General features: G+C 63.9%; 25 protein-coding genes and 1 tRNA gene. 18 read left to right on the top strand and 8 right to left on the bottom strand.

Annotated features, from left to right (window positions below; genetic code table 11):
- Nucleotides 1–213 precede the first annotated feature (213 nt).
- Nucleotides 214–290 (top strand) — tRNA-His (locus JI749_RS16445).
- A 12-nt stretch (nt 291–302) separates the two neighbouring features.
- Here the strand turns inward: JI749_RS16445 and JI749_RS16440 are convergent.
- The 3 genes from JI749_RS16440 to JI749_RS16430 all read right to left on the bottom strand — a co-directional run bounded on the left by JI749_RS16440 (nt 303) and on the right by JI749_RS16430 (nt 3,587).
- On the bottom strand, nt 303–2,354 hold the full coding sequence (locus tag JI749_RS16440) for a pilus assembly protein TadG-related protein (protein WP_201656436.1): 2,052 nt from the start codon (nt 2,352–2,354) through the stop codon (nt 303–305).
- A 63-nt stretch (nt 2,355–2,417) separates the two neighbouring features.
- Nucleotides 2,418–3,032 (bottom strand): L,D-transpeptidase, encoded by a 615-nt coding sequence (locus JI749_RS16435; protein ID WP_407644912.1) that lies wholly within the window; start codon nt 3,030–3,032, stop codon nt 2,418–2,420.
- 129 nt (nt 3,033–3,161) lie between these two features.
- Complete coding sequence (locus JI749_RS16430) at nt 3,162–3,587, bottom strand: response regulator (protein ID WP_201656429.1); 426 nt, start codon at nt 3,585–3,587, stop codon at nt 3,162–3,164.
- 147 nt (nt 3,588–3,734) lie between these two features.
- Here JI749_RS16430 and JI749_RS16425 point away from each other — a divergent pair, with 147 nt between their 5' ends.
- The 8 genes from JI749_RS16425 (at nt 3,735) to JI749_RS16390 (ending at nt 10,629) form a co-directional block, all read left to right on the top strand.
- Nucleotides 3,735–4,352, top strand: coding sequence for a DNA-3-methyladenine glycosylase I (locus JI749_RS16425; RefSeq protein WP_201656426.1), 618 nt, complete (start codon nt 3,735–3,737; stop codon nt 4,350–4,352).
- Nucleotides 4,353–4,694: 342 nt separating this feature from the next.
- Complete coding sequence (locus tag JI749_RS16420) at nt 4,695–4,955, top strand: hypothetical protein (RefSeq protein ID WP_201656423.1); 261 nt, start codon at nt 4,695–4,697, stop codon at nt 4,953–4,955.
- A gap of 81 nt (nt 4,956–5,036) precedes the next feature.
- Entirely contained in the window at nt 5,037–5,291 is a 255-nt protein-coding gene (locus tag JI749_RS16415) for a hypothetical protein (protein WP_201656421.1), read from the top strand.
- A 113-nt stretch (nt 5,292–5,404) separates the two neighbouring features.
- Nucleotides 5,405–6,826 carry a histidine--tRNA ligase gene (gene hisS / locus JI749_RS16410; RefSeq protein WP_201656418.1) on the top strand — a complete coding sequence of 474 codons (1,422 nt, stop codon included), beginning with the start codon at nt 5,405–5,407 and terminating at the stop codon, nt 6,824–6,826.
- Nucleotides 6,823–7,887 (top strand): ATP phosphoribosyltransferase regulatory subunit, encoded by a 1,065-nt coding sequence (locus JI749_RS16405; protein ID WP_201656415.1) that lies wholly within the window; start codon nt 6,823–6,825, stop codon nt 7,885–7,887. The genes hisS and JI749_RS16405 overlap by 4 nt, the downstream gene beginning before the upstream one ends.
- A complete protein-coding gene (gene hisG / locus JI749_RS16400) occupies nt 7,884–8,591 on the top strand; it encodes an ATP phosphoribosyltransferase (RefSeq protein WP_201656412.1) in 708 nt (235 codons plus the stop codon). Before JI749_RS16405 ends, hisG begins: the two co-directional genes overlap by 4 nt.
- 76 nt (nt 8,592–8,667) lie before the next feature.
- Nucleotides 8,668–9,867, top strand: coding sequence for a glycosyltransferase family 2 protein (locus tag JI749_RS16395; RefSeq protein ID WP_201656409.1), 1,200 nt, complete (start codon nt 8,668–8,670; stop codon nt 9,865–9,867).
- A gap of 15 nt (nt 9,868–9,882) precedes the next feature.
- Nucleotides 9,883–10,629 (top strand): TSUP family transporter, encoded by a 747-nt coding sequence (locus JI749_RS16390; RefSeq protein WP_201656406.1) that lies wholly within the window; start codon nt 9,883–9,885, stop codon nt 10,627–10,629.
- Here the strand turns inward: JI749_RS16390 and JI749_RS16385 are convergent.
- The 4 genes from JI749_RS16385 to JI749_RS16370 all read right to left on the bottom strand — a co-directional run bounded on the left by JI749_RS16385 (nt 10,626) and on the right by JI749_RS16370 (nt 14,033).
- Complete coding sequence (locus tag JI749_RS16385; RefSeq protein ID WP_201656403.1) at nt 10,626–11,498, bottom strand: SEL1-like repeat protein; 873 nt, start codon at nt 11,496–11,498, stop codon at nt 10,626–10,628. The genes JI749_RS16390 and JI749_RS16385 overlap by 4 nt on opposite strands.
- Before the next feature lie 88 nt (nt 11,499–11,586).
- A complete protein-coding gene (locus JI749_RS16380; protein WP_201656400.1) occupies nt 11,587–11,814 on the bottom strand; it encodes a BrnA antitoxin family protein in 228 nt (75 codons plus the stop codon).
- A gap of 238 nt (nt 11,815–12,052) precedes the next feature.
- Nucleotides 12,053–13,693 carry a chaperonin GroEL gene (gene groL, locus JI749_RS16375; RefSeq protein WP_201656398.1) on the bottom strand — a complete coding sequence of 547 codons (1,641 nt, stop codon included), beginning with the start codon at nt 13,691–13,693 and terminating at the stop codon, nt 12,053–12,055.
- 49 nt (nt 13,694–13,742) lie between these two features.
- Nucleotides 13,743–14,033: a co-chaperone GroES gene (locus JI749_RS16370; protein WP_201656395.1), complete on the bottom strand. Its 291-nt coding sequence runs from the start codon at nt 14,031–14,033 to the stop codon at nt 13,743–13,745.
- A gap of 180 nt (nt 14,034–14,213) precedes the next feature.
- Between JI749_RS16370 and JI749_RS16365 the strand changes: the two genes are divergently transcribed.
- From JI749_RS16365 to JI749_RS16355, 3 genes are all read left to right on the top strand, one after another.
- The gene (locus JI749_RS16365; RefSeq protein WP_201656392.1) at nt 14,214–14,576 is read left to right on the top strand and encodes a DUF427 domain-containing protein; all 363 of its coding nucleotides are present in this window, start codon (nt 14,214–14,216) and stop codon (nt 14,574–14,576) included.
- A 188-nt stretch (nt 14,577–14,764) separates the two neighbouring features.
- On the top strand, nt 14,765–14,959 hold the full coding sequence (locus JI749_RS16360) for a hypothetical protein (RefSeq protein WP_201656389.1): 195 nt from the start codon (nt 14,765–14,767) through the stop codon (nt 14,957–14,959).
- 24 nt (nt 14,960–14,983) lie between these two features.
- Nucleotides 14,984–15,949 carry a DMT family transporter gene (locus JI749_RS16355; protein ID WP_233280795.1) on the top strand — a complete coding sequence of 322 codons (966 nt, stop codon included), beginning with the start codon at nt 14,984–14,986 and terminating at the stop codon, nt 15,947–15,949.
- Between the two features lie 7 nt (nt 15,950–15,956).
- Here the strand turns inward: JI749_RS16355 and JI749_RS16350 are convergent, their stop codons facing one another.
- Nucleotides 15,957–17,384, bottom strand: a complete 1,428-nt coding sequence (locus JI749_RS16350; protein WP_233280794.1) for a sigma-54-dependent transcriptional regulator — start codon at nt 17,382–17,384, stop codon at nt 15,957–15,959.
- Between the two features lie 189 nt (nt 17,385–17,573).
- Here JI749_RS16350 and JI749_RS16345 point away from each other — a divergent pair, with 189 nt between their 5' ends.
- The 6 genes from JI749_RS16345 to lspA all read left to right on the top strand — a co-directional run bounded on the left by JI749_RS16345 (nt 17,574) and on the right by lspA (nt 25,790).
- On the top strand, nt 17,574–18,773 hold the full coding sequence (locus tag JI749_RS16345; protein ID WP_201656386.1) for an ROK family transcriptional regulator: 1,200 nt from the start codon (nt 17,574–17,576) through the stop codon (nt 18,771–18,773).
- 108 nt (nt 18,774–18,881) lie between these two features.
- Nucleotides 18,882–20,108, top strand: a complete 1,227-nt coding sequence (locus JI749_RS16340) for an EAL domain-containing protein (protein ID WP_201656383.1) — start codon at nt 18,882–18,884, stop codon at nt 20,106–20,108.
- 103 nt (nt 20,109–20,211) lie between these two features.
- Nucleotides 20,212–21,078 (top strand): TIGR01459 family HAD-type hydrolase, encoded by an 867-nt coding sequence (locus tag JI749_RS16335; RefSeq protein ID WP_201656380.1) that lies wholly within the window; start codon nt 20,212–20,214, stop codon nt 21,076–21,078.
- A 4-nt stretch (nt 21,079–21,082) separates the two neighbouring features.
- Nucleotides 21,083–22,057 (top strand): bifunctional riboflavin kinase/FAD synthetase, encoded by a 975-nt coding sequence (locus JI749_RS16330; RefSeq protein WP_201656377.1) that lies wholly within the window; start codon nt 21,083–21,085, stop codon nt 22,055–22,057.
- 111 nt (nt 22,058–22,168) lie between these two features.
- Nucleotides 22,169–25,141 carry an isoleucine--tRNA ligase gene (ileS, locus tag JI749_RS16325; RefSeq protein ID WP_201656374.1) on the top strand — a complete coding sequence of 991 codons (2,973 nt, stop codon included), beginning with the start codon at nt 22,169–22,171 and terminating at the stop codon, nt 25,139–25,141.
- Nucleotides 25,142–25,217: 76 nt separating this feature from the next.
- Nucleotides 25,218–25,790 carry a signal peptidase II gene (lspA, locus tag JI749_RS16320; protein ID WP_201656371.1) on the top strand — a complete coding sequence of 191 codons (573 nt, stop codon included), beginning with the start codon at nt 25,218–25,220 and terminating at the stop codon, nt 25,788–25,790.
- Nucleotides 25,791–25,903: the final 113 nt, after the last annotated feature.

The following is a 25,903-nucleotide window of genomic DNA, read 5'->3' as shown; positions in this document are numbered from 1 at the left end:
CTCCCGGACGCTAAGGTTTCTTCAATATAGGCTGCATTCCCAGGGGTCCAGTGCGGCACGTCGCCGGCGCCTGGCGTTCGGCTCGCATGGTTAAACGCGCACCGGGGTCGCCCGTCACCCGGCGACAAAATCGGTGCTTGTCATCCCGGGATTCTCCCCCTATGTTCCGCGCGCTTTCGGGACGCGCCCTCCGCCGCCCCTCGCAGAGCCCTTGCCGCCTTAGCTCAGTTGGTTAGAGCGCTAGATTGTGGATCTAGAGGTCCCCCGTTCGATCCGGGGAGGCGGTACCACTCCCCAGATCATCATTGCGCCAGGCGCAGGGCCGACAGGTCGTTGGCGATATCCTGGAACACCTTCTTGAGCTCGCCTGGTGTCTGGGGGAAGTAAGCCTTGTCGCGGGTGCTCGCACAATCGGCCAGCATGTCCTCCACCTCGGCCTGAGTGCTCTGCACTGCCAGGTTGGTGGCAAGGCCGATCATGTAGACAGTGATGCCGGCGGCTTTGGCGTTCTCGCAGGTCTGCCGCGTGCGCTCGTTCATGGCGGTGACCAGTGCCGCATTGTTCGCCCCACTATAGCCCAGGCGTTCCACGTTGCCGGCGCTGGTGGAACCGCCAGTGGTATTCTTGGAATTGTACGGAAAGCCATAGGCCGAATTGTAACAACTGCCGTTGAAGCCCGCTCGCGTGGCATCGCAGTAGTAAGGGTTTGCCGGCGGCGGCAGATTGTAGGCGGTGTTCTCGCCATCCGTCATGACGATCATTACCTTGGAGGTTGCCTCGTCATAGGGCGCACCCTGGTTGAAAGGCTGGCTCGGCGAGAGGGCCCGGAAGCCCCAGGCGGTGCCTTCGTGGATATTGGTGCCGCCCTCGGCGATCATGCCGTTGATGGTGCTGATGGCAGTGGCCGGGACGTCCGTGAGCGGCAGGATGGCCGTACGCGTGCAATCGGCATTGGGGCCGGTCGAGAAGTTGCTGCTGTTGACGGGCTGGTAATATTTGCAGACCCGCTCCTGGTATTCGCGGTTGGACAGCCCGGTGGGGATGTAGCCGCCACCCTGGCAGGTATAGGTGCGCTCGAACGTGCGGTTGCTCGCATTGTTCGTGTTGGTCTGCGTCCAGTTTCCATAAACGGGCGTCCGGCAGTCGCAGGTCGGTGCATGCGCCCCGTAGTAGGCGCCGTTGTACTTGATATTGCTCGAGAAATTGGTCGGCCCGCTCGGCACCCATGAAACCGCGGTGATCGTGTTGCAGGTGCCGCCATTGTTCATGGCCGCGTTGCAGCCCGTGCGCCGCTGCGTCACCGTGCATTGCGTGGCCGTGGGCGAGGTCTGCGGTCGATCGCACACCGCCGGGCTGTCATTGGTGAAATAGTTGTTGCCCCCGATATTGTTCGCCGCATCGGGGGAGAGCAGGGGCACATATTTGGTATTGCCCGCGACCGCCGGCGTGTCGTCGGTATCCAGATATTCCGTTGATAGCGTACCCGTCTTGACATGGGGCCGTGCTTCCACGCAGCCGCGCCAGGCTTCACCCGTGGCTGCAAAAAGCGTCTGCCGGGTGGGCATGCTCACGGTGGGGGCCACGTCCTCGTTGTCGTCATTGTCGAAATTGTCGTTGTGGATGGCCGATGCCCCCGTCGTGTCCATCCAGGTGGCATTGGCATTGCCCGTGCCCACATTGACGAACATGGTGAATGGCACGATGCCGACCTTCACGTCGTCGAGCTTGGGGGCGCCGGCCTTGGGAATGCAGGTGTCCAGATTATCGGTCACATCCTTGTAGAACAGGATGTTCACCGCGCAGGTGGCAGCGTCCTTGAGGAACTGAATGCGCTGGCGCGTGCCATTGGACCCGGCGCCCGTATAGGACATGGAGCCCGAATTATCGAGCACGAAGGCAACTTCGAGCGCCAGCTTCTTGCGCGTCGCTTCGGACTGTATGCGGGCATACATAGTGGGAACGCCCACCAGGTTCACAAACGTGGTGGGCATCTCCATGTCGGCCACGAGCAGCAGCGAGCCTTCCTCGACATCGATGTCGATATCGGACACTTCGGCTGTGACGCCGAATTCACCGGCGCCGCTGACGATGCCGAGCCGGTCGCGGAGCAGCGCCTGGGCCTTGGACTTGATGTCGGCCTCGTTGAGCGGTGTGACAAAGATCAGCGGCTGCAATGCAAGCGCCGCTGCGTCCAGCGCCACCTGCGACCGGTTCCGCGTCTGCTCGAGCGCAACATAGTCGACCACCGCGCCCGCCAGCGCCACCAAGACGATCGCCATCAGCCCGAACAGGACGGCAAAGACGCCGCGTTCGTCACGCCCGAAGCGGCTGGCTAGTGCGAGGAAGCGTTGCATGGCGGGGCATCTCGAGGCACCGGCACCGTCGCCGGACCCACTGACTGTCCAGGAAAATCCTTATTAAAGGACAACGACCTTCGTATAAAGTTGTACGCGATCATAGAGATCGATCACGTCGGCATTGGTCATGCGAATGCAGCCCGACGAGACGTTCTGGCCGATGCTCCAGGGTTCGGTCGTGCCGTGGATGCGGTAGAGCGTCGAGCCAAGATAGAGCGCCCGCGCGCCCAATGGATTATCCGGCCCGCCCTCCATGTGGCGCGGCAATTCCGGCCGCCGCTGCAGCATTTCGGCGGGCGGGGTCCAGCTTGGCCATTCCGCCTTGCGGGTGACTTGGTGCGTGCCGCTCCACTCAAAGCCTGATTTGGCAACGCCGATGCCGTAGCGCAGGGCGCGGCCATCCCCCAGCACGAAGTAGAGGAAGTGCGCACGCGTATCGACAACGATCGTTCCGCTGCGCTCGCTGGTGGGATACTGCACCACCTGCCGCAAGTAGATCGGGTTGACCTGCATATTGGCCTGCAAGGCCAGCGCATGACGCGGCGTACCCTGGACGATGGTGACCCCGGGAGGGGGCGCAAAGCGCCATCCCTGCTGCAATCCGGCGCCTTGGGCCGGGACAAGTGCCGACAGGCTCGCCAGCAGGGCCAGCAGACTCGTTCCGGCCGTCTTCATTCCGATCATGGCAACATCCACCTCGCGCCGGCGAACCGGCTTTGGCGGCAGCATGGCGCCAAATGCCCAATACGCCGTGAAGCGGCATGGTTAAGCCATTGATCGTGCTGTTGGTTAGCGCTTGGTAAGCTAGAGAAACACCGAACCGTCGCCCATGGCCTGGGCGCCGGCGCCTAGGATGCGACCGAGCGCGGTGCCGAGCTGGTCGGTGGTAAAGGGCTTTACCAGCACCTCGTTGACGCCAAGCTCACGGGCCCGCGCGACATTGTCCCGGCTGGCATAGGCGGTCATCAGGATGACGGGGGTCTGCGACGCGGCGCCGATCCGTGGATCGCGCAACACAGTCATAACGCCCGCCCCGCTTACGTCGGGCATATACCAATCCATGAGCATCAGGTCGAACGGCGCAGTCAGCAGTTCCAGAATGGCTGCAGCGCCACCCTCGGCTTCGACGATCTCGCCCACGCCCAGTTTCTTGAGGCCATTGGCAGAAATGGCGCGCGCATAAGCATTGTCATCCACGACCAGCGCTCGCAGGCGTCCCGGAATGATCACGGCTTCACGTCCCCGAAAATCTGCGCCCCGAATTCCGGGCGGCTGGTCATCGCAACGTCTTTGTAAAATATAAGAGTGCCGCGATTCCAACAGGTGAGCGGCGGTATAAGCATTCCCACGCCCTCGATTAGTGAAAGTGCGTTGTCGATGTCAATTGAGTCGGATGGCCTGCCGCGTTGCCCCTGGGCCGGCGATGATGCGCTTTATCGCCACTATCATGACGGCGAATGGGGTCGCCCCGTTACGTCGGATACGCGGCTGTTCGAGAAGATCTGCCTCGAGGGTTTCCAGTCCGGGCTGTCCTGGATCACCATCCTGCGCAAGCGGGAACGCTTTCGAGAAGTGTTTCACGGCTTCGATATCGCCAAGGTCGCCGCCATGGATGAGGCAGACATCGAGCGCTTGCTGCTCGATCCCGGCATCATCCGCCATCGCGGCAAGATTGCCGCTACCATCAACAATGCGCGGCGGACGCTTGCCGTCCAGGCGGAATTCGGTTCGTTCGCTGCCTATGTGTGGCGCTTCGAAACCCGGCCCGAGCATCGTCCCGACGACCTCAGCTGGGAGAACCTGCGCCGCCTTGCCCAGACCGAAGCTTCGGTCCGCCTGTCCAAGGACTTGCGCAAGCGCGGCTTCGCCTTTGTCGGTCCCACCACCTGCTATGCCTTCATGCAGGCCATGGGTCTGGTCAACGATCACATCGAAGGCTGCTTCTGTCGTGACGATGTCGAGGCCGAGCGTCAGGCCCTGAAGCGCCCAACCTGACCTGTTGCCAATGGGTCACACCGGCGCGTTGCTGCGACAAGCCGCCACATCTCCGCTTGCGGATCACGAAATCGCGAGCTAGAAGCCCATCGTCCATTAAAGCCAACCCGAGGGAGGCAGCTACATGACAGGCATGTTTGTTCTCCGCCAGGGTCCTCGCCATTGGCATTGCGCGCGCGGCTAAGCCTCGCATCCCAAGCCATCTCGGTCCTTGTGACCGTGGACACTTCTAGCCACCACACCGCGATGAACTGAACCGGGCCGCATTGCGCCCCCGATTCCAGCCCATCTCACCAACCCATCAGAGGCCGGTACCGCGTCTTGGCGCGCCCGGAAACCGTCATGACTTACAACACCCTGCCTGAGGGCAGCATTGTTCTGCGCCTCGAATTCTCCATCGCCGATGCCGTCCATCAACGCGGCCTGCTCTCCGTCATTGCCACGGCGATCAGTGCCTGGTGGAGCCGTCCTCGGCTGCCGGCCGATCTCCCAGCCGCTCTGCGGGCCGATCTTGGCCTGCCGCCGGTGCCGCAGCCTGCTCACTGGCTGCAGATTTCGGCCAGCTCGAGTATTCCAGATCCTCTTCGGAGACCTGGCATGTAGGGGCAGGGAGCGCGGACTTCGGTTCGCCTCCCGCCTGAAATTTCAATAGAAGGCCGGCGCATCAAGGCGTCGGATCCCGCTATGTCCCATGATGTACTGAGCGAGGGCAGCGCCTTGCTGCGCCTCAATTTCAACGTCGTCGAAGCCGTCCAGCGTCGTGGACTCTTCGCCGTTCTGCGCGTGGCCTTGGTCGCGTGGTGGAACCGCCCGCAAATGCCGGATGATCCGCGCCTGCGGGCGGATATGGGCCTGCCACCCCTGCCAAGGTCGGCATTCTGGCCCCAGCCCTCGGAGCTGCCACTGGCGCTCCCACCGCTCTGGCGGGCGGGCCCGTAGAGCCGTATGGAAGGGTCGGGAAATTTCCCGGCCCTTCCACGCTCTTCCGTCCCGCACTGTTGTTTCCAATACGCCGATCCGCTAGGAACGGCGCGACTTGTCAGGACTGCTAGATGACCGAAAAGACCAAGCTGATCACGCCCCGCCTGCCGCGTGGCTTCGAGGATCGTACGCCCGGCGAAATCGCCGCCGTGGGCGTCATGATCGACAAGATCAAGGCGGTCTATGAACGCTATGGTTTCGACCCGGTCGAAACGCCGCTGCTCGAGCTCACCGAAACGCTCGGCAAGTTCCTGCCCGATACCGATCGCCCCAATGCCGGGGTCTTTTCCATCCAGGACGATGACGAACAGTGGATGAGCCTGCGCTACGACCTCACCGCGCCGCTCGCCCGCTATTTCGCCGAGAATTTCGAAACCCTGCCCAAGCCCTATCGCTCCTATCGCCAGGGCTATGTGTTCCGCAACGAAAAGCCCGGCCCCGGCCGCTTCCGCCAGTTCATGCAGTTCGATGCCGATACGGTCGGCGCCGGTGGTCCCGAAGCCGACGCCGAAATGTGCATGATGATGGCTGACGTCATGGACGCGCTGGGGCTTCAGGGTAAGTATGTGGTTCGCGTCAATAATCGCAAGGTGCTTGATGGCGTGCTGAATGCGGCCGGGGTCACCAGCGACGAGCAGAAGCTTGCCGTGCTGCGCGCGGTGGACAAGCTCGACAAGTTCGGTACCGACGGCGTGAAGCTTCTGCTGGGTGCCGGTCGCAAAGATGAGAGCGGCGACTTCACCAAGGGCGCCGGCCTTACCGATGCCCAGGCCGCCGTGGTCCTGGATTATGTCGCGGGCAAGCCGCCGGCCGACAACGATGGCGTTGCTGAACTGGCGGCGATGCAGGCGCTGTTTACCGCCGCCGGATACGGCCCCGACCGGATAAAGATCGATCCCTCCGTCGTTCGCGGCCTCGAATATTATACCGGACCGGTTTTCGAGATCGAACTCACCTTCAAGGTGCAGAACGAGAAGGGGCAGGATGTCGTATTCGGCGCTGTCGGTGGCGGTGGGCGATATGACGGCCTCGTCTCCCGCTTCCGGCGGGAGCCGGTGCCGGCTACCGGCTTTTCCATCGGCGTGTCGCGCCTCGCCAATGCGCTCAAGCTGACGGGCAATCTCGATGCTGCCGAACCAGCCGGTCCTGTCGTCGTCCTCGTCATGGACAAGGAACAGATGGCTGGCTACCAGGCCATGGTCGCCGAGCTCAGGCATGCCGGCATCCGCGCCGAAATGTTCCTCGGCAATACCAAGAATTTTGGCAAGCAGGTCGCTTATGCCGATAAGCGCAATTCGCCCATCGTCGTCATCGAAGGCAGCCAGGAACGCGAGCAGGGCATCCTCCAGATCAAGGACTTGATCGCCGGCAAGCAGGCGGCCCAGGCCATCACCGACAATGCCGAATGGAAAGCCGCACGCCCGGGCCAGTTCGAAATCAAACGCGGTGACCTGGTCAGCGCCGTGCGGAAGCTGCTGAGCGAGCAGCAATGACCGGCGCCGCCCTGCGTCGCGCCAATCTGGAGGCCCTGGTCGAAGCACAGGGCGCCTGCCGCGCAACGCCGCCGCTGCTGCTCTCGGCCGATCCCTATTTCGATCTGGCCGGCGAGGAATTCGGCCGCCGCCTGTTGCTGACATCGGACACGACCGGTGCGGAATACTGCCTGCGCCCCGATTTTACCCTCCCCATCGTGACCGCCTATATCGAGGACGGCGTGGGCGAACCCGCCGCCTTCTCTTATATGGGGCCGATTTTCCGCCAGCGTGAAACCGGTCCTGCCGAGTTCGACCAGGCTGGCATCGAGCTGCTTGCCCAGCCCGACGGGGATGTAGCGCTCGATCAGGTGCTGACCTTCGCCCGCGCCTCGCTCTCTATTTTCGGCGTAGCCCCCGATATCCGCCTGGGTGGCGTTGGCCTTTTCGAGGCGCTGCTGGTGCAGGCCGACATGCCGGAGGCCTGGCGCCCGCGCATCCGCAATCGCTTTGGCCACACCGAAGCCCTCGACCGCCTGCTCACCCGCCTCGAAGCCGCCCCCGATACGTCCCGTGCGCAGCCGCCGAGCCGCCAGACCCTGGTCGACGATATAACCGAGCAGATGGTCGCCGCCGGTCTCAGCCTGTCCGAAGGCCGTACCCCGGAGGAGATCGCCGACCGCTATCTCGAGCAGCAGGCGCTCGACGCCGCTCATGTTCCGAAGGGGACGCTGCAGCTCCTGCGCGATTACCTCGCCATTTCCGGGCCCGTTCTGCAGGCGCTGACACAGATCGAGGCTCTGGCCAGCCAGCACAAGCTGATGCTTGGCGCGCCCATCCGCGCCATCCGCCGGCATCTCAACAGCCTGGGAGAGGCGCGTGTGATGTTCGACGCCGGCTTCTCGCCACGGCTCGACTACTATACCGGCATCGTCTTCGAAATGACCGGCGCCAGCGGCGAAGTCCTTGCCTCCGGCGGGCAGTATGATCGCCTGCTCGAGCGCCTCGGCGCGACGGCCCCCATCGCGGCATCGGGCTGCTCGGTCTGGGTCGACCGCCTCGAAGCGGAGGTTGCACGATGAGCGGCATCACCCTTGCCGTGCCTTCCAAGGGCCGGCTCGAAGAACTGACCCGCGAATGGTTCGCCGCCAACGGCCTAACCATCACCCGCCCGGGCGGCGCGCGCTCCTATCTCGGCGCCATCGAAGGCATGCCTGAGGTGACCGTCCGCTTCTATCCTGCCTCCGAAATCGCCCGCGAATTGATACGCGGCACCATCGATTTCGGCGTCACGGGGCGCGACCTGATCCATGAAACCAGCGAAAGCGGACCGGCTTCCGTTGTCATTGCCAAGCCATTGGGGTTTGGACAGGCCGATGTCGTAGTCGCCGTACCCGACGCCTGGATCGACGTGACCCATATGCACGATCTTGCCGATGTGGCGTCCGACTTCCGCAGCCGTCACGGCCGCTGGCTGCGCATCGCCACCAAATACATCACCATCACGCGCCAGCATTTCGCCAGGGCGGGCATTGCCGAGTACCGAACCGTGGAGAGCCTCGGCGCCACCGAGGCAGCACCGGCTTCCGGCGTGGCCGACATCGTGGTCGACATCACGACAACCGGTTCGACCTTGGCCGCCAACGGCCTGCGGGTGCTCGAAGATGGCGTGATGCTGCAGAGCGAGGCCTGCCTGATCGTTTCGCGCACAGCCCAATGGACGGCGGGGCGCAAATCTCAGTTGGACGCCGTGCTGGCCCGGTTGGGGACGTCGGCCGCTCTCTGACGCCGCCGGTTATCCATGGATTGCCAGCCATTGCCGATTCACGGCACAAGGCTTTGAAGAGGCCTTGGGGGGCAGATTGGCCGATACGCTCGAATTGACCATCCTGATGCCGTGTCTCAACGAGACCGAGACGCTGGCCGCCTGCATCGGCAAGGCGCGTGCCTTTCTCGAACGCACGGGCATTGCCGGTGAAATCGTGGTGGCCGACAATGGCTCGACGGATGGCTCGCAGGCCATAGCCGACACACTTGGCGCCCGGGTCGTGCCTGTGCCAGAGCGCGGCTATGGTGCGGCCCTGGGCGGCGGCATCCAGGCGGCGCGCGGCCGCTTCGTCATCATGGGCGATGCCGACGACAGCTACGATTTTTCCAGACTGGACGCATTTGTGGACCAGCTGCGGGCCGGTGCCGACCTGGTCATGGGCAATCGCTTCAGCGGCGGCATAGCACCCGGTGCCATGCCCTGGCTGCACCGCTATGTCGGTAACCCGGTGCTCAGTGCCATCGGGCGGCTGTTCTTCCGCGCCTCGATCGGAGATTTCCATTGTGGGCTGCGCGGCTTTTCCCGCGCTGCGATCCTCGGCCTCAACCTGCGCACCGCGGGGATGGAATTCGCTTCCGAAATGGTGGTCAAGGCGACCCTGGCCCAGCTCGATATTCGCGAGGTTCCAACCACGCTGGCCAAGGATGGGCGCTCGCGCCCGCCCCACCTGCGCTCCTTCCGCGATGGCTGGCGCCATTTGCGCTTCCTGCTGCTGTTCTCGCCGCGCTGGCTGTTTCTCTATCCCGGTATCGCGCTGCTGACCGCGGGCCTGCTGCTCGGCGCCATCCTGCTGCCCGGCCCCCTGCATCTGGGTCGGACCTCGCTCGACATCCACACCTTCCTGGTGGCGGCGCTCTGCATCATCGTGGGCCTGCAGTCGATAACCTTCGCCATCATCGGTCGGCGGTTTGCTTCGCGCTACGGCTTCATCCCGCGCTCGGGCACCCATGATCGCCTGCTCGAGGCGCTGACGCTCGAGCGCATCCTGCTGGTCGCGTTGGCGCTGATGCTGGTGGGCATCATTTCGCTGGTCTGGGGCATATCGGAATGGGCGGCGCGCGATTTCGGGCCGCTCGACCCCAGCAGCACCATGCGACCGGTCATCCTGGCATTGACGGCCCTGGTATCCGGCTTCCAGATGATGATGAGCGGCTTCATGTCATCGATGATCAACATTCCCATCTATGAACGTCGCATGGCCGACGACTCCGCAGCGCGTCGAAACGCGCCCTAACGCACCTTGGATTCCATGCTCGACCCCCTGATTCTCGTGGCGCTCGCCTGTGTCGGCATGCTGGCCGGCTTCGTCGATGCCATTGCCGGCGGTGGCGGCATGATCGCGCTGCCCGCCCTGCTCTCGGCCGGGCTGCCACCGGTTTCGGCCCTGGCCACCAACAAGCTGCAATCGGTGTTTGGAACGGGCATGGCCGCGCTGACCTATTGGCGCCGCGGCTTCGTCTCGCTCAAGGCGCTGGTCCCGGCTATCGCGCTGACCTATGCCGGCAGCCTGATGGGTGCGCTGGTGGTCAAGCAGATCGACGTCAGTCTGCTTGATGTTGCCGTCCCCGTGGCGCTGATCGGCATCGCGCTCTACTTCCTGTTCGCGCCCAACCTGTCCGATGCCGACAAGGCCGCGCGTCTGCCGTTTGGCCTTTTCGTGCCGGTCATGGGCATGCTGGTCGGCTTTTATGATGGAGTCTTCGGGCCCGGGACCGGCTCGTTCCTCACCATCGGCTTCGTCATGCTGTTCGGACTTGGATTAACCCGCGCATCGGGCAACACCAAGATTCTCAACCTGGTGTCCAACCTGGCGGCGCTGACCATCTTCATCCCTTCGGGCGATGTGGTCTGGCCTGCGGCCATCGCCATGGCCAGCGGGCAGTTGGCCGGCGGCTATATCGGGGCGCGCACCGGCATCCGCTACGGCGCGCGCATCATCCGACCGTTGGTCGTCGTTGTCTCGATCGCCCTGGCTTTGCGCCTATTGTTCTTCTAGAGCGCCGAGCCGAAGGCCGCAGCGATGGCGCGCTGCGTCGCCGGGCCAAAACTGCCGTCGATCGTGCCGTTGTAGAAACCGTCGCGCTTGAGCATTTCCTGGATGGCGCGCCGATAGTTGGGCGAGGTATCGGCGTTGCGGATGTCCTTGAACTCGTCGAGCGCCACCTGCAGCCCATTGGTCAGCGCCAGATAGGCGAGTTCGGCGGCGCGCTGCGTGTCCTTGCCCACGCCATCGCCATAGAGATAGCGCAGCGATAGCGACCAGTGACCGTTGGCGTCCCCGCCATCGGACGCTTTCTGGTACCAGGCGGTGGCCTCTTCGGCATCCTTGGCTACGCCATTGCCGGCCAGGTACATGTCGCCCAATGCGTACATGGCATAGGCATAGCCATTGTCGGCAGCCATGCGGAACCAGCGCAGCGCCTCTGCATAGTCCTGCCGCACGCCGTCACCGGCATTGTACATGCTGCCCACATTGCTCTGTGCCGCCGGCAGGCCGGCCTCGGCAGCCTTGAGATACCAGTCGAAGGCTTCGTCGAAGTCCTGGGCTACATATTCGCCCCGGTCATACATCAATCCGATGCGGTTCATCGCATAGGCATCGTTTGCCTCGGCGGCCAGTGAATACATTTCGAAGGCATAGGCATAGTCCGGCGTCTTACCCTCTTCGACGAAGTAGGCGGCATCGCCCTGGTCGAGGATCGTTTCGAGATCGTCCGGATCGTTGGGGTCGAGCCTGCTGCTCTGGGGCTGAGTGACCTGGGGTGCGTTACCCTTGGTCTTGGTCTTTTGCGCGAAGGCATCGCCAGTGGCGGCAAAATTCAGCGACACGAGAAAAACCGCGGCCACAACAAAACGCATGGACATCATAAGCCCCCTCACTCCAGTTCCCGGAAAATGAAACGTCGGCACCTTGCTGTCAAATGGGCAAAAGGGCACCCCCGGTAACGGGGGACTAATCGAGCCCGGCGGCGACCCTGAGGGCCGCATTGATCCTGTCCTGCCAGCCTGGACCGTCCTCCTGGAAATGGTCGAGCACGGAGCGGTCGAGCCGCAGGCTGACAATTTCCTTGCCTTCTGGTGGCGTGGCCGATTTGGCCGGCGCCGAAACCGGCTTGGTTGTTGCCGCCTTGAAAGCGGCCTCGGCATTGTCGATTGCGCTGCCGCGTCGGGGTGTCCGCATGGAGTCCTCATTGAACGAATGGTGACAGCGTATTCGTGTGCGGGGACAAGAAAAAGCCCCGGTGTCTCCACCGGGGCTTTCCGCGACGTTCGTGACTGGGAAGAAACGAACCTCGAAGCTCTCTTCAGGCGGCAAGGCCGCCCGGCCGTCGCCCGCCTCGCAGAGGGCCAGCGGTCGGCACTTATGCCGACCGCGATACGGCCTGTGAGCGAAGGAAGACCTAGTTCGCTTTCGCGAACTAGAAGTCCATGCCGCCCATGCCGCCCATGCCGCCGCCGCCCGGCATTGCCGGAGCTGCTTCCTTGGGGGCCTCGACGATGAGGGCTTCGGTGGTGATCAGCAGAGAGGCAACCGAAGCAGCGTCCTGAAGAGCAGTGCGAACCACCTTCACCGGGTCGATGACGCCGAGCGAAACGAGGTCGCCGTACTCACCGGTGGCAGCGTTGTAGCCAAAGGTCTTCGAGGAGTTCTCGAGGATCTTGCCCACGACCACCGAGCCTTCGGCACCGGCATTGTTGGCGATCTGACGCACCGGCTCCTGCAGAGCGCGGCGAACGATGGCGATACCGGCGTCCTGGTCGGCATTGGCACCCTTGACGGTGATGGCATGGGAGGCGCGCAGCAGCGCAACGCCGCCGCCGGGGACGATGCCTTCTTCAACCGCAGCGCGGGTGGCGTTCAGCGCGTCGTCGACGCGGTCCTTGCGCTCCTTGACTTCGACTTCGGTCGAGCCGCCGACCTTGATCACGGCAACGCCACCGGCCAACTTGGCCAGACGTTCCTGCAGCTTTTCCTTGTCGTAGTCCGAGGTAGTTTCCTCGATCTGCGCCTTGATCTGGCCAACGCGGCCCTGGATGTCTTCGGCCGTGCCGGCACCGTCGACGATCGTGGTGTTTTCCTTGGTGATCTCGACGCGCTTGGCAGTGCCGAGCATGTCGATGGTCACGTTCTCGAGCTTGATGCCGAGTTCTTCGGAAATGACCTGGCCACCGGTGAGGATAGCAATGTCTTCCAGCATGGCCTTGCGGCGATCGCCGAAGCCCGGGGCCTTGACTGCAGCGACCTTGAGGCCGGCGCGCAGGCGGTTGACGACGAGGGTCGCAAGAGCCTCGCCTTCGATGTCTTCGGCAATGATCAGCAGCGGGCGCTGCGACTGCACAACCGATTCCAGCAGCGGCAGGATGGTCTGCAGGTTGCTGAGCTTCTTTTCGTGCAGCAGGATAACCGGATCCTCGAGGACGGCAGTCATCTTCTCGGCATTGGTCACGAAGTAGGGGCTGAGGTAGCCACGGTCGAACTGCATGCCTTCAACGACGTCAAGTTCGGTCTCGGCGGTCTTGGCTTCCTCGACGGTGATGACACCCTCGTTGCCGACCTTCTGCATCGCCTCGGCGATCATGTCGCCGATTTCCTTCTCGCCATTGGCCGAGATGGTGCCCACCTGAGCGACTTCAGACGAGTTCTGGATCTTGGACGAAGCGGCCTTCAGCGACTCCACGACTTCGGCAACGGCCAGGTCGATACCGCGCTTGAGATCCATCGGGTTGAATCCGGCGGCGACGGCCTTGACGCCTTCGACGACGATGGCCTGGCCCAGAACGGTCGCGGTGGTGGTGCCGTCACCGGCAATGTCGTTGGTCTTGGAGGCGACCGAACGCAGCAGCTGGGCGCCCAGGTTCTCGAACTTGTCTTCCAGTTCGATTTCCTTGGCGACGGTCACACCGTCCTTGGTGATGCGCGGGGCGCCGAACGACTTTTCGATCACGACGTTGCGGCCCTTGGGACCCAGGGTGACCTTCACTGCATTGGCGAGAATGTTGACGCCGCGCAGCATCTTGTCGCGGGCATCGGTCGAGAACTTTACTTCTTTAGCGGCCATGTGAGGCGCTCCTTAAAGAGTGAGTTGAGACAACGGGGCAGGGGAGGACTTAGCCCTCGACGATGCCCATGATGTCGGATTCCTTCATGATCAGCAGGTCTTCGCCGTTGAGCTTGACCTCGGTGCCGCTCCACTTGCCGAACAGCACGCGATCGCCAGCCTTCACGTCCAGGGCGTTGACCTTGCCCGATTCGTCGCGGGCGCCGGGGCCCACCGAAACGATCACGCCTTCACTCGGCTTTTCCTTGGCGGTGTCCGGGATGATGATCCCGCCCTTGGTCTTTTCTTCGCTGTCGAGGCGACGGACGACCACGCGGTCGTGCAGAGGACGAAAGCCCATGATTTGCTCCTATGGCAGCAATTTCGAATGCAATTTCTGTGCTGTTAGCACTCACCTTTATAGAGTGCCAACAGGTGAGCGGGGATATATGGCTGGCCCAATGGGGAGTCAAGGTCGGGTGAACCGCCTTTCTTCTCGTGCGTTGAAGCTCATAGCGTTTTCCCTACATGGCAGGACAACATGACGCGTCAATGTCTGGACAAGGATATCAAGATCAGGCCCGCCAAGGGCCGGGTGCATGTGCTGTTCGACGATGCCGAGATCGGCTCGTCGCTCAACGCGCTGGAACTGGACGAGCCTGGTGCACCCCTGCGCATCTATCTGCCACGCGCGGACGTACGCGAGGATGTGCTCGAAATGTCCGAGTACCGGACCACCTGCCCGTACAAGGGCGAGGCGCACTATTACAACCTCAAGACCCTTACCGCCGACGGACCCAACCAGGTGTGGTACTACCCCGATCCATGTCCGCTGGTTGAGCCGATCCGGGACTACCTGGCTTTCTGGGGGGACAGGATCGAGTACCTTCATTCGGAGGTTTAGGCGTGCCGAAGCGCCGCCTGGAGGGATATTGCCTGCGGCCGGCTCGAAGCCTGCAGGCCGCCCGCGCGGGATGATGGGGAAAGATACGTTGGTTTCCGACGAGGGGGATAAGCGCTTGGTCCGGGCGCGGACCAACTTTTCCCGCCATCCCCCTTTCCCCACGCGTCAACCTGGGCCATAACGCCCCCATGACCCAGGACAATACCCTTCAGATCAAACTGCGCCTCAAGGGCGGCAGCGGCCCGAACGCCAACTGGCATTGGGAAATCCTCGATACCGCCGGCAAGGTGGTCAAGTCGGGCTCGGCCGTCGGGCCCGAGCACAAGGCATTCGCCACCGCGCGCATCGCCAAGGAAAAGCTGGAGCAAGCCTCCGGCCGCTGATTGCGGCTACACCACGAGACTGCCGTGACCACTCCCGCACCAGAAGCCGGCCCTGGCTCCGAACGACATCGGGGCGGACCGCTGCGTGGCATTACGCTCAAGGTGGTGTCGGTCTGCTTCTTTGTGATCATGGCGACCCTGCTCAAGGCGACCGAAACCATCCCTGCCGGCGAACTGGTGTTTTTCCGCTGCTTCTTTGCCATCCTGCCTGTCGTGGCCTGGCTCTTCTGGCGTCGGCAGCTTGGCAAGGCGCTTCATACCAAGCGCCCCTTCGGACATATCCTGCGTGCATTGGTCGGGGCGACCTCGATGGGTCTTGGCTTTTTCGCCCTGACGCGGCTTCCGCTGCCTGAAGCCACGGCCATCGGTTACGCGGCGCCGCTGCTGATCGTGGTGTTCAGCGCCATCCTGCTCAAGGAACGGGTCCATGTTTTCCGCTGGACCGCCGTCATCGTCGGCCTGGTCGGTGTTCTGATCATCCTGTGGCCGCGCCTGACCCTATTCACCAGCGGCCAGCCGCTCGGCAACAGCGAAGCGATCGGGGCGATCGCCGCTTTCGGCGGCGCCGTGGTGACGGCCTTTGCCCTGATGCAGGTGCGCAACCTAACGCGGACCGAACGCACGGAGTCCATCGTCCTCTATTTCTTCATCAGCGCCAGCCTGATGTCGCTGCTGACCATTCCCTTCGGCTGGGCTGTGCCCACCCCCGAACAGGCGGCGCTGCTGATCGGCGCAGGCTTTGCCGGCGGCCTCGGTCAATTGCTGATGACCTCGTCCTATCGCTATGCCGACATGTCGGTCATTGCGCCCTTTGAATATGTCTCGTTGCTGCTTACCCTGATCATCGGTTTCGCCGTGTTCGGCGATGTGCCCACCATGACGATGATCGTGGGGGCCGTGATCATCGTGCTGTCAGGCATCGCGGTGATCCTGCGCGAGCATTATCTGGGGCTCGATCGGACCAAGGCCCGCGAGGCCAATACGCCGTAGCCTGAGCCTACCCGGCCGCCGCCATTTCCGACCAGCCCTGGCGCTTGCGGTAGATAGTCGAGGGGCTGATCTCCAGCGCCGCGGCGGCCAGCGAGACATTGCCGCCAAAGCTGGCGATAGCGTCTTCGATGATGCGCTGCTCCTGCTGCCACATCGGCAGGATCGCCTGGCGGCGCTCGCCGCGCGCAACCGGCTCCGCCGGGGTCGCCACGCCGCGCGATTCTATATCGGCGGCCAGCAGCATCGGCATGGTGATTTCCCCGCCATCGCACATGACCACGAGTCGACGCACCAGGTTCTGCAGCTGGCGCACATTGCCCGGCCATTCCGCTGATGTCAGGAGGCCTGCAACATCGGGGGCGAAGCCCGAGAAATGCTTGTGCTCCTCGGCTGCGTAGCGCGCCAGGAAGTGTCGGGCCAGCACCATCACATCGGTGGGCCGCTGCCGGAGTGGCGGCAGGTGGATCGGCAGCACATGCAAGCGGTAGAACAGGTCCTCGCGGAAACGCTTCTCCGAAATCAGTTGCATCGGATTGCGGTTGGTGGCGCAGATGACCCGCACATCGACCTGCCGCACCCCTGATTCGCCGACGCGGCTCAGTGTCCCGGTCTGCAGGAACCGCAGCAGCTTGGACTGGAGCGACAGGTCCATCTCGCCGATTTCGTCGAGGAAGAGCGTGCCACCATCGGCCAGTTCTGCCGCGCCCTTGCGATCGTCATGCGCGCCGGTGAAGGCGCCGCGCGCCACCCCGAACAGCTCGCTTTCCATCAGGTCGCGCGGAATGGCGGCGCAATTGATCGCCACCAGGCGCTTGCCGAAACGCGGGCCGGTTGCGTGCAGGGCTTCTGCGCAGACATCCTTGCCGGTGCCGCTTTCGCCGGTGATGAAAACCGGCGCCGAGGACGCCGCGATGCGTCCGATCTGCTCATAGACGAATTGCATGGCGCTGGAGGCGCCGATGAACCCGGCAAAGTCCGACCGGCGTTCGACGCGCGGCGCGATACTGAGCGCACGGCTCTTGCCATGGCGCTGTGCCAGTTCGCCTATGCGGCCGGCCATGGCCGGGCCGTTGACGGGCTTGACCACATAGTCATGGGCGCCGGCGCGCATGGCGCCAACCGCTGCCGAAACCGAGGCGCCATCGGATACGGCAACAAACAGTGCGCCGTCCGACAGGCGTACCAGGCGGGCCACCGCATCGTCGCTGCGCTCGCTGAGGTCGCCCAGGCAGGAGAGATCGGCCAGGATGATGTCGAAGCTCGCGTCGCGCAGCAGCTCGGCTGCCTGCTTTCCGCCGGCCGCGACAGTGATGCGTACGCCCTCGCCCAGGCTCTGGACCAGCGTTTCGGCAACCAGCGGGGCATGCTTGTCGTCGCCATCGATCAGCAGTAGCCGTCCAAGCGGCTCGCCATCGTGTCGGTTGTGCATCGCCATGCCGCCCGGTCCCTCGTGTTCTGATAACGCATTCTGCCGGTTGTCCGGCATTGCCGCCGCGTCGTTCCGGTGTTTCCCGATTGTTTCCCAACAGGGTAAACAAACCGTTCAGCCCGCCTCGCATTTTGCTCTTCCGGCAGTGGACTTGGCGCTTGCCTGACTGCCGCTCTCAAGTTTAAGTCTGCCGCCATGCAGAAGAAATCCGGAGACGAAGCGGTAGCGCGGGGGTTCGCGCAGTCCGGGGTACGCATCGCCAATGAACGGGCGGTGATGACGCTTATCGCGCTCAATCCGGGCTCGTCCAACGCCGACCTGGCCCGCCTGTCCGGCCTGGGACCGCAGACCACCTCGCGGATAGTTTCCGATCTCGAAGCCCGTGAACTGGTGCTGCGGGGCGATGTGCTGCGCGGTCGCCGGGGCCAGCCGGCGACCCCGCTTTTCCTCAACGCGGACGGAGCCTTCGGTATCGGCATCGAAATCGGCTGGCGTCATTTCGAAGTGCTGCTGCTGAGCATGGCGGGAGTGACCCTGGCCAGCATCCGCCGGAGCTATCGCTGGCCGGATTTCCGCACGGTATTTGCTGCGGTTGGTGCGGAAGTCGCCACCATACGCGCCGGCATGACCGTGCAGCAGCGGGAGCGGCTGGTCGGCATCGGCGTGGCCAGTCCCGCCCGTTTCGAGCGGCACCTGCATCGGCTCGGCGCGCCGCCAGAACAGGCCACGCTCTGGCAGGGCGCCGACATCGCTGCCGAACTCGAGCGCGTCCTCGGTACGCCCGTCGCCTGGTTCAACGATGGCAATGCCGCTTGCTGGTCCGAATTCATTGCCCATCCGGAGCCTCGACCCCGCGCACTGGGCTATTTCCAGGTGGGAACGCTGGTGGGCGCCGGCATCGCCATAGATGGGCAGATCTGGGAAGGGCGCACCGGCAATGCCGCCAATCTGGGTGCCATCCTCGTGCCCGATGCCCAAGGCGGGGCCAGCTATGTCCACGCCATCGCCTCCATCCTTGCGCTCGAGCAGCGGCTGGAAGCGCGCGGACACAAACTGCCGCAGGGCGATCCGGCAAACTGGAACTGGGAACGGCTGGAGCCGGTGGCCAGCGATTGGCTGGACGATGCCGGCCGGGCGTTGGCCAATGCCATGGTCAGTACCCGGGCCGTGATGGAACTCGATGCCGTTGTTGTCGGCGGCGTCATGCCCAAGGCCGTGGTCAAACGGTTGGTCGAGCGCGTCGAGCATCACCTGACGGCCTTTCCGCCGCATGGCGATGAGCGTTCACACCTGACCATGGGCCAGAAGGGAGGCTCGGCCGGGGCCACCGGTGCCGCCCAGCTTGTGCTGTTCCACCGCTTCTTCTCGCGCGGCTGGAGCATCTTCGTCACCTGAGCCAGCAAATAGCCTTGGGCAGCCGCCCCTCCGCGCTTTTGCCGCCTCTTGCGCGATGCTAAGAGAAAGGGCCGAATCCCGGCATTGAGAGGGTTCCGAGGTCCGCCCGTGCAGGCATTGGTCTACACGTTCATCGCCCTTGCCGCTGCCGCCATTGGCGCAGCCGCCTATTTCGGCCTGACCTTCACGCCGGCAGAAGCGATCCTGGCCGCAGTGGTGTTCGGCTGCGTCTGCGTCGTGCTGCTGGAGCGCACCTTGCGGCAACGCGCCGAAAACCGGCTGGAACGGGCTATCGAGGATCTGTCCAGGCTGCTGGCTACCGACGCCCAGGCCGGCGCAGTGCTCGGCCAGCGCATCAACGCCATGGCCGACCTCAATGCCGGTTCGCGCCTGGAGGGCGTGGAAGCCGATATTTCCGTGCTCGGCACCGTCATTCGCCAGGTGGCCGAGGCCGTCGCCGAGATCGAAGACCGCGTGGCCAAGCCCGCTGCGGCCGGTCGGGACCGCATGATCGCCGCGCCGCCACCGGTGGTGCGCGAGCCCGAGCCGACGATACCGCTAGAATTGTTGCGCCAGGCTGTCGCCGAAAACCGCCTGATCTACCATATCCAGCCGGTGGTCACCCTGCCGCAGCGCCGCCCGCAGGGTTACGACCTGGTGCCGCGCCTGATGCTGGAGGACGGCGACCTGGCCGATCGCGCCGATTTCATGCCACGGCGCGGGGGCGAGGATGTGGTGCGCCAGATCGAAGGCATCGGTCTGGTCGAGGCCATCACCATCTGCCGCCGCGCCCGCACCGGTGGTCAGCCGATCACCCTCTACATTCCCTTGTCCCGGGCCACGCTGGGCGATTCGGCTGCTTCCGAACAACTGATCGTCTCGCTCGAAGCCAACCGGGCCATCGCGCCGGGCCTCATCTTCGTCATCGGCGAAGCCGACTGGCAGTCGCTCACCACGGGCGAACGGGCGATTGCCGATGCCGTCGCCAAGAAGGGCGCCGGCTTTTCCATCGCCAATGTCAAATCCCTGCGCGTCGACGTGGCGGAACTGGCGGCGCAGGGCGTGCGCTCGCTGCGTATCGATGCAGCCCGCTTCATCGACGAGCCCGAAGCCTTCACCGACTTCCATGCCTCCGACATCGCCAACTATGTGGCCCGCTTCGAGGTCAAGCTGCTGGGCACGGGCATCGCCAACGAAACCCAGATTGTCGAACTGCTCGAAGATGGCATTATCCTGGTGCAGGGGCCATATATCGGCACCGCCGGCCCGGTGCGCCCCGACCTCGTGACCGAACCGCTCCGCCAGCCCCCGCAACTGCGCCGGGTCGAATTCTAGGGCTACGCCCGCGGTGATACCAAAGCACAAATCGGTTTCCGCTTGATCCGGCGGGCAAAGCTGCCACATAGAACGCCTGTCCTGTCCGCATCGGAATAGCGCGATGACCAGCCCCCTGCCTTCCATCTCCGGCCTCTCCGACCTGGCCGGCCGCTATGACGCGGTGCTGAGCGACGTGTGGGGCGTCGTCCACAATGGCGTCGAAGCCTTCCCGAGCGCCGTCGAAGCGCTGGCCGAGTTTCGCCAGGCCGGTGGCAAGGTCGTTTTCATCACCAACGCACCCCGCCCATCCGACCCGATTATCGAGATGCTGGATCGGCTGGGCGTGCATCGCCAGGCCTATGATGCGATTGTTTCGTCGGGCGACGCGACCCGCGTGATGATCGCGAAGTATCGGGGCAGGGCCATCCACCATGTCGGCCCCGCGACCGAGGACGACCTGCTTTATGAGGGTCTCGACGTTCGCCGCACCGGCGCCGACGAGGCCGAGGTCGTTGTCGTCACCGATCTCGACACCGATGATGACACGCCCGAAATGTATCGCGAGCGCGCCAAGCTCTGGCTGAGCCGCAAGCTGCCCATGATCTGCGCCAATCCCGATCGCGTGGTCGAGCATGGCGACAAGATCATCTATTGCGGCGGGGCGCTGGGCGACCTCTATGCCGCCATGGGCGGCATGGTGCTGATGGCCGGCAAGCCCTATCAACCCATCTACGAGGAAGCCTTCCGCCTCGCCGAACAGGCTGCCGGGCACCCGCTCGACAAGTCGCGTGTCCTGGCCATCGGCGACAGCGTCCGCACCGACGCCACCGGCGCCGCCAAGTTCGGCATCGACCTGCTGTTCGTCACCGGCTCTATTCACGCAGCCGAACTCGACGCTTTCGGCAAGCCCGATCCGCAGGCCATTGCCGACCTGGTGGCCCCCAGCCGGGCGCACATGGCCGGCTTCCTGCCGCGCCTGAGCTGGTGACGCAGTGACCGGTTTCGTCCGCCTCAACAGCCTGGACGCGGTTCCGGCCGCGCTGCGGGGTGCCTATGTCGCTATCGGCAATTTCGACGGTATGCATCGCGGCCATCAGTCGGTGCTGACCACCCTCAAGGCGCGCGCCGCCCAGGCTGGCGTGCCGGCCATGGTGCTGACCTTCGAGCCGCATCCGCGTGATGTCTTCGCGCCCGCACCCTTCATGTTCCGCCTTACCGATGGCAACGCCAAGGCTCGCCTTGCCGAGGCCTTTGGCCTCGACGCCATTGCGGTGCTGAACTTCGACCGCGCTTTCTCCCAGATCGAGGCCGAGGACTTCGTGTCCCGCTTCCTCGTCGATGCCCTCGGCGTCACCGGCGTCATCGTCGGCGCCGATTTCCACTTTGGTCGCCAGCGCCGCGGCACGCCGACCTTTCTCAAGGCATCTGGCGAAGCGCGGGGCTTTGCCGTCGAAACGCTCGACTTGATGGACGAGGGCGACGAGGTCATCTCGTCCTCGCGCATTCGCGCCGCCTTGTCGGAGGGCGCCGTCACGGCTGCCAACCGTCTACTGGGCTATCACTGGTTTTTCGATGGCTGCGTGGTCAAGGGCGACCAGCGGGGCAGGGAGCTGGGCTACCCCACAGCCAACACCATGACCCATGCCAATTTCCAGCTCGCGCAGGGCGTCTATGCCGTCCGCGCGCGCCTGGGCAATCGGTTGCTCGACGGCGTGGCGGCCTTCGGCAAGCCCATGTTCAACAACCAGCGCCCGCCGTTTGAAACCCATCTGTTCGATTTCGACGAAGACATCTACGGCCAGACCATTTCGGTGGCGCTGGTGTCCCACATCCGTGGGCAGGAGGTGTTTTCCGGCCTGGACGAACTGATAACGGCAATGGACCGCGACAGCCGGAGGGCCCGGGAAGCGTTGAGCAAGGCCAAGCCGCTGAGCGAGCTGGATGCCAAGCTGGGATTCGTGGGGTAGCGCCTCTTCACCTCTGCCCCAGAGGGAGAGGTGAAGGCCAAATCACCCTTTGCCCCATCCGCCCCGCCTTGCTAAAAGGCGGCCCAAATCCTCCTTACCGATTGCGTTCCCATGACCGATACCGCCACGGGCGCCGCCGAGACCGACTATTCGGCCACGCTGTTCCTGCCCGAAACCGAATTCCCCATGCGTGCCGGCTTGCCCGAGCGCGAGCCGGGCTGGCTCAAGCGCTGGGAGGAGATGGACATCTACGCGCTGCAGCGCGAACAGGCCAAGGATCGGCCGCTGTTCACGATCCATGACGGCCCGCCCTACGCCAATGGCAACATCCATATCGGCCACGCGCTCAACAAGACGCTCAAGGACCTCGTGTCCCGGTCCATGCAGATGCTGGGCTACAATTCCGCCTATGTGCCGGGCTGGGACTGCCACGGCCTGCCCATCGAATGGAAGATCGAGGAGCAGTACCGCGCCAAGGGCAAGGACAAAAACGAGGTTCCGGTCGTCGAATTCCGCCAGGAATGCCGCACCTTTGCCGAGCAGTGGGTCGACATCCAGCGCGAAGAGTTCAAGCGCCTGGGCGTGCTCGGCGAGTGGGACAATCCCTACCTGACCATGAGCTTCGACGCCGAGGCTCAGATCGCCCGCGAACTGATGAAGGTGGCAACCTCGGGCCAGCTCTATCGCGGCAGTAAGCCGGTGATGTGGTCGGTGGTCGAGCGCACGGCCTTGGCCGAAGCCGAGATCGAATATCAGGATTATGAGAGCGACACGATCTGGGTCAAGTTCCCCACCGTCCGCATCGCAACGGTCGATGGCGCCGACACTGACGAGGTAATCGCCCACCGCGAGCACCTGACTGGTGCATCGGTCGTCATCTGGACCACCACGCCCTGGACCATTCCTGCCAACCGGGCGATCAGCTTTTCGTCGAAGGTTGGCTATGGCCTCTACGAGGTCACCAAGGCACCCGAGGGCAATTGGGCCTCGACCGGTGAGAAGTACGTGCTGGCCGATAAGCTGGCCGCCGAGACTTTCGCCAAGGCCAAGGTAGAGGCGTTCGTTCGCCTGCAGGATGTGCCGCCCGCCGTCATGTCCGGACTGCTGTGCCACCATCCCCTGCGCGGTTTCGGCGGCGGCTACGATTTCGACGTGCCCTTGCTCGATGGGGAGCACGTCACGGACGATGCCGGTACCGGCTTCGTCCACACGGCCCCCAGCCATGGTCTGGACGACTTCGAGATCTGGATGAACTCCACGCGCTTCCTGCAGGATCGCGGCATCGACCCCACGATCCCGTTTGCCGTGGGCGATGACGGTTTCTACACCAAGGACGCCCCCGGCTTTGAAGGCGCCCGCGTCATCGACGATAACGGCAAGAAAGGCGATGCCAACCAGCGTGTCATCACCGCCCTGGCCGAACGCAACGCCATGGTCGCCCGCGGCCGCGTCAAGCACCAGTATCCCCATTCCTGGCGCTCCAAGAAGCCGGTGATCTTCCGCAACACGCCGCAGTGGTTCGTCTATATGGACCGCGACATCGACGGCGCTGCCGGCGATACCCTGCGCCACCGCGCTCTCAACGCCATCGACGCCACCAGGTTCTATCCCGCTGCCGGGCAGAACCGCCTGCGTGCCATGATCGCCGATCGCCCCGACTGGGTGCTGAGCCGCCAGCGCGCCTGGGGCGTGCCGATCACCGTATTCGTCCATCGTGAGACAGGCGAGATCCTCAAGGACGATACGGTCAACCACCGCATCGCCCAGAGCTTCGAGGAAGAAGGCGCCGACGCCTGGTACAAGCCGGGCGCCGCCCAGCGCTATCTCGGCGATGCCTACAAGACAGATGACTACGAGATGGTCATGGACGTGCTCGATGTGTGGTTCGACTCCGGCTCGACCCATGCCTTCGTGCTGCGCAACAAGCAGAAGTGGCCGCATCTGAAATTCCCGGCCTCCATGTATCTCGAGGGCTCGGACCAGCATCGCGGCTGGTTCCATTCCTCGCTGCTCGAATCGTGCGCCACCAATGGCCACGCGCCCTATGAAAGCGTGCTGACGCACGGCTTCACAATGGACGGCGAAGGTCGCAAGATGAGCAAGTCGCTGGGCAACACCGTCGCCCCGCAGGACGTCATCAAGCAGTATGGCGCCGACATCCTCAGGCTCTGGGTCGCCTCGTCCGACTATGCGGAAGACCTGCGCCTGGGCAAGGAGATCATCCAGACCACGGTCGACAGCTATCGCAAGCTGCGCAACACGCTGCGCTGGCTGCTGGGCAACCTGGCGCATTACCAAGCCAGCGACGTCGTCGACTTCCGCGACATGCCGGAGCTCGAACAGCTGATCCTGCATCGGCTGGCCCAGCTCGATGAGCAGGTGCGCGGCGCCTATAAGGAATATGACTACCGCAAGATCGTCACCTTGCTGACGAACTTCATGAACATCGAGCTTTCGGCCTTCTACTTCGACATCCGCAAGGACACGCTCTATTGCGACCCGATCAGCTCGATCAAACGCAAGGCTTCGCTCACGGTGCTCAACCACCTGTTCGATTGCCTGACGGCATGGCTCGCGCCGATCCTGGTCTTCACCATGGAAGAGGTCTGGCTGGAGCGTCATCCGGAAGCCGGTTCGTCCGTGCATCTGCGGCTCTTCCCCGAAGTGCCGGCCGAGTGGCTCAACGACGGTCTGGCCAGCAAGTGGACGCTGATCCGCGCGGTGCGGCGCGTGGTCACCGGCGCGCTCGAAATCGAGCGCCGCGAGAAACGCATCGGCTCCTCGCTCGAGGCCGCGCCCAAGGTGTTCATCACCGACGAGCGCTACCTCACCGCCCTGGCCGGCGAGGATCTGGCCGAAATCGCCATCACCTCGGGCATCCAGATCGGCAATGCTGAGGCACCGCCCGAAGCGTTCACCCTGGACGATGTCCCGGGCGTCGCGGTGGTGCCTGCTCTCGCCCAGGGCACGCGCTGCGCCCGCTCGTGGAAGGTGCTGCCCGAGGTGGGCACCGACCCGGACTATCCGGACGTGTCCCTCCGCGACGCCCAGGCCCTGCGCGAACGCGCGGCGGCGGGGCTTTGATGTTACGGGCGACCACCCTCGCCAGCCCTTCGGGCACCTTCTCCCTCAAGGGGAGAAGGGAAGGAGGGCAACCCCTATGAACGTCCGCGACGTCACCAACCCCTCGGTCTACCTCTCCCTGACCATGGCCATCCTCGCCTTCGGCCTCGACCGGGCCCACAAGGCATTCCAGGTCTCGGCCGATTGCATTGCCATCGGGGCTGCGACCTGCGTCGAGGTTTTCGCCAGCTACGTGCCATTTGCCATGACGGGCTGGCGTGGCGGAGAGATCGTGCGAGTCACCGATTTCTTCGACTACGTGCTGGTCTGGAATACCGGCATCTCCTATGGCCTGCTCGACGGCCTGCCGGTATGGACCCTTGGGGTCATTATGCTGGCCGCAATCGTCGCGCTCGGCATCTGGTGGCTACGCGCCACTTCGGCGCTGATCCGCCTCGGCCTTGCTTTCTGCATTGGCGGTGCCCTCTCCAATGCCGTGGATCGGCTGATCTATGGTGCAGTCGCGGACTTCTTCCACCTGCACTGGGGCACCTGGTCGTTCTACATCTTCAACATCGCCGACGTGGCCATCACGATCGGCGTCATCCTGTTGATCGCAGATCTGCTTGGCCTGGGTCGACCGCGCCGGCCGGCCGCTGAAACCGGCTGACGGCAAGCCGGAGAACATGCCAGACACGTTGCCGCCAGAATCTGGTCTTAGCTGGTATTATGCGCTATAAGCGCCGCCGACATCTTGAAGGACGTTTCATGCGTATTGGTTTG

The organism is Devosia oryziradicis (assembly GCF_016698645.1).
In the GTDB taxonomy this organism is placed as follows: Bacteria; Pseudomonadota; Alphaproteobacteria; order Rhizobiales; family Devosiaceae; genus Devosia; species Devosia oryziradicis.
Note: the sequence above shows the minus strand (reverse complement) of the source record. Positions and strands in the feature narration are given on the sequence as shown.

What these genes read in the sequence shown, in the direction of transcription:
- JI749_RS16440 (WP_201656436.1), bottom strand. Translation starts at nt 2,354, where the DNA reads ATGCAACGCTTCCTCGCACTAGCCAGCCGCTTCGGGCGTGACGAACGC.
- JI749_RS16435 (WP_407644912.1), bottom strand. Translation starts at nt 3,032, where the DNA reads ATGAAGACGGCCGGAACGAGTCTGCTGGCCCTGCTGGCGAGCCTGTCG.
- JI749_RS16425 (WP_201656426.1), top strand. Translation starts at nt 3,735, where the DNA reads ATGTCAATTGAGTCGGATGGCCTGCCGCGTTGCCCCTGGGCCGGCGAT.
- JI749_RS16420 (WP_201656423.1), top strand. Translation starts at nt 4,695, where the DNA reads ATGACTTACAACACCCTGCCTGAGGGCAGCATTGTTCTGCGCCTCGAA.
- JI749_RS16415 (WP_201656421.1), top strand. Translation starts at nt 5,037, where the DNA reads ATGTCCCATGATGTACTGAGCGAGGGCAGCGCCTTGCTGCGCCTCAAT.
- hisS (WP_201656418.1), top strand. Translation starts at nt 5,405, where the DNA reads ATGACCGAAAAGACCAAGCTGATCACGCCCCGCCTGCCGCGTGGCTTC.
- JI749_RS16405 (WP_201656415.1), top strand. Translation starts at nt 6,823, where the DNA reads ATGACCGGCGCCGCCCTGCGTCGCGCCAATCTGGAGGCCCTGGTCGAA.
- hisG (WP_201656412.1), top strand. Translation starts at nt 7,884, where the DNA reads ATGAGCGGCATCACCCTTGCCGTGCCTTCCAAGGGCCGGCTCGAAGAA.
- JI749_RS16390 (WP_201656406.1), top strand. Translation starts at nt 9,883, where the DNA reads ATGCTCGACCCCCTGATTCTCGTGGCGCTCGCCTGTGTCGGCATGCTG.
- JI749_RS16385 (WP_201656403.1), bottom strand. Translation starts at nt 11,498, where the DNA reads ATGTCCATGCGTTTTGTTGTGGCCGCGGTTTTTCTCGTGTCGCTGAAT.
- JI749_RS16380 (WP_201656400.1), bottom strand. Translation starts at nt 11,814, where the DNA reads ATGCGGACACCCCGACGCGGCAGCGCAATCGACAATGCCGAGGCCGCT.
- groL (WP_201656398.1), bottom strand. Translation starts at nt 13,693, where the DNA reads ATGGCCGCTAAAGAAGTAAAGTTCTCGACCGATGCCCGCGACAAGATG.
- JI749_RS16370 (WP_201656395.1), bottom strand. Translation starts at nt 14,033, where the DNA reads ATGGGCTTTCGTCCTCTGCACGACCGCGTGGTCGTCCGTCGCCTCGAC.
- JI749_RS16365 (WP_201656392.1), top strand. Translation starts at nt 14,214, where the DNA reads ATGACGCGTCAATGTCTGGACAAGGATATCAAGATCAGGCCCGCCAAG.
- JI749_RS16360 (WP_201656389.1), top strand. Translation starts at nt 14,765, where the DNA reads ATGACCCAGGACAATACCCTTCAGATCAAACTGCGCCTCAAGGGCGGC.
- JI749_RS16350 (WP_233280794.1), bottom strand. Translation starts at nt 17,384, where the DNA reads ATGGCGATGCACAACCGACACGATGGCGAGCCGCTTGGACGGCTACTG.
- JI749_RS16345 (WP_201656386.1), top strand. Translation starts at nt 17,574, where the DNA reads ATGCAGAAGAAATCCGGAGACGAAGCGGTAGCGCGGGGGTTCGCGCAG.
- JI749_RS16335 (WP_201656380.1), top strand. Translation starts at nt 20,212, where the DNA reads ATGACCAGCCCCCTGCCTTCCATCTCCGGCCTCTCCGACCTGGCCGGC.
- ileS (WP_201656374.1), top strand. Translation starts at nt 22,169, where the DNA reads ATGACCGATACCGCCACGGGCGCCGCCGAGACCGACTATTCGGCCACG.
- lspA (WP_201656371.1), top strand. Translation starts at nt 25,218, where the DNA reads ATGAACGTCCGCGACGTCACCAACCCCTCGGTCTACCTCTCCCTGACC.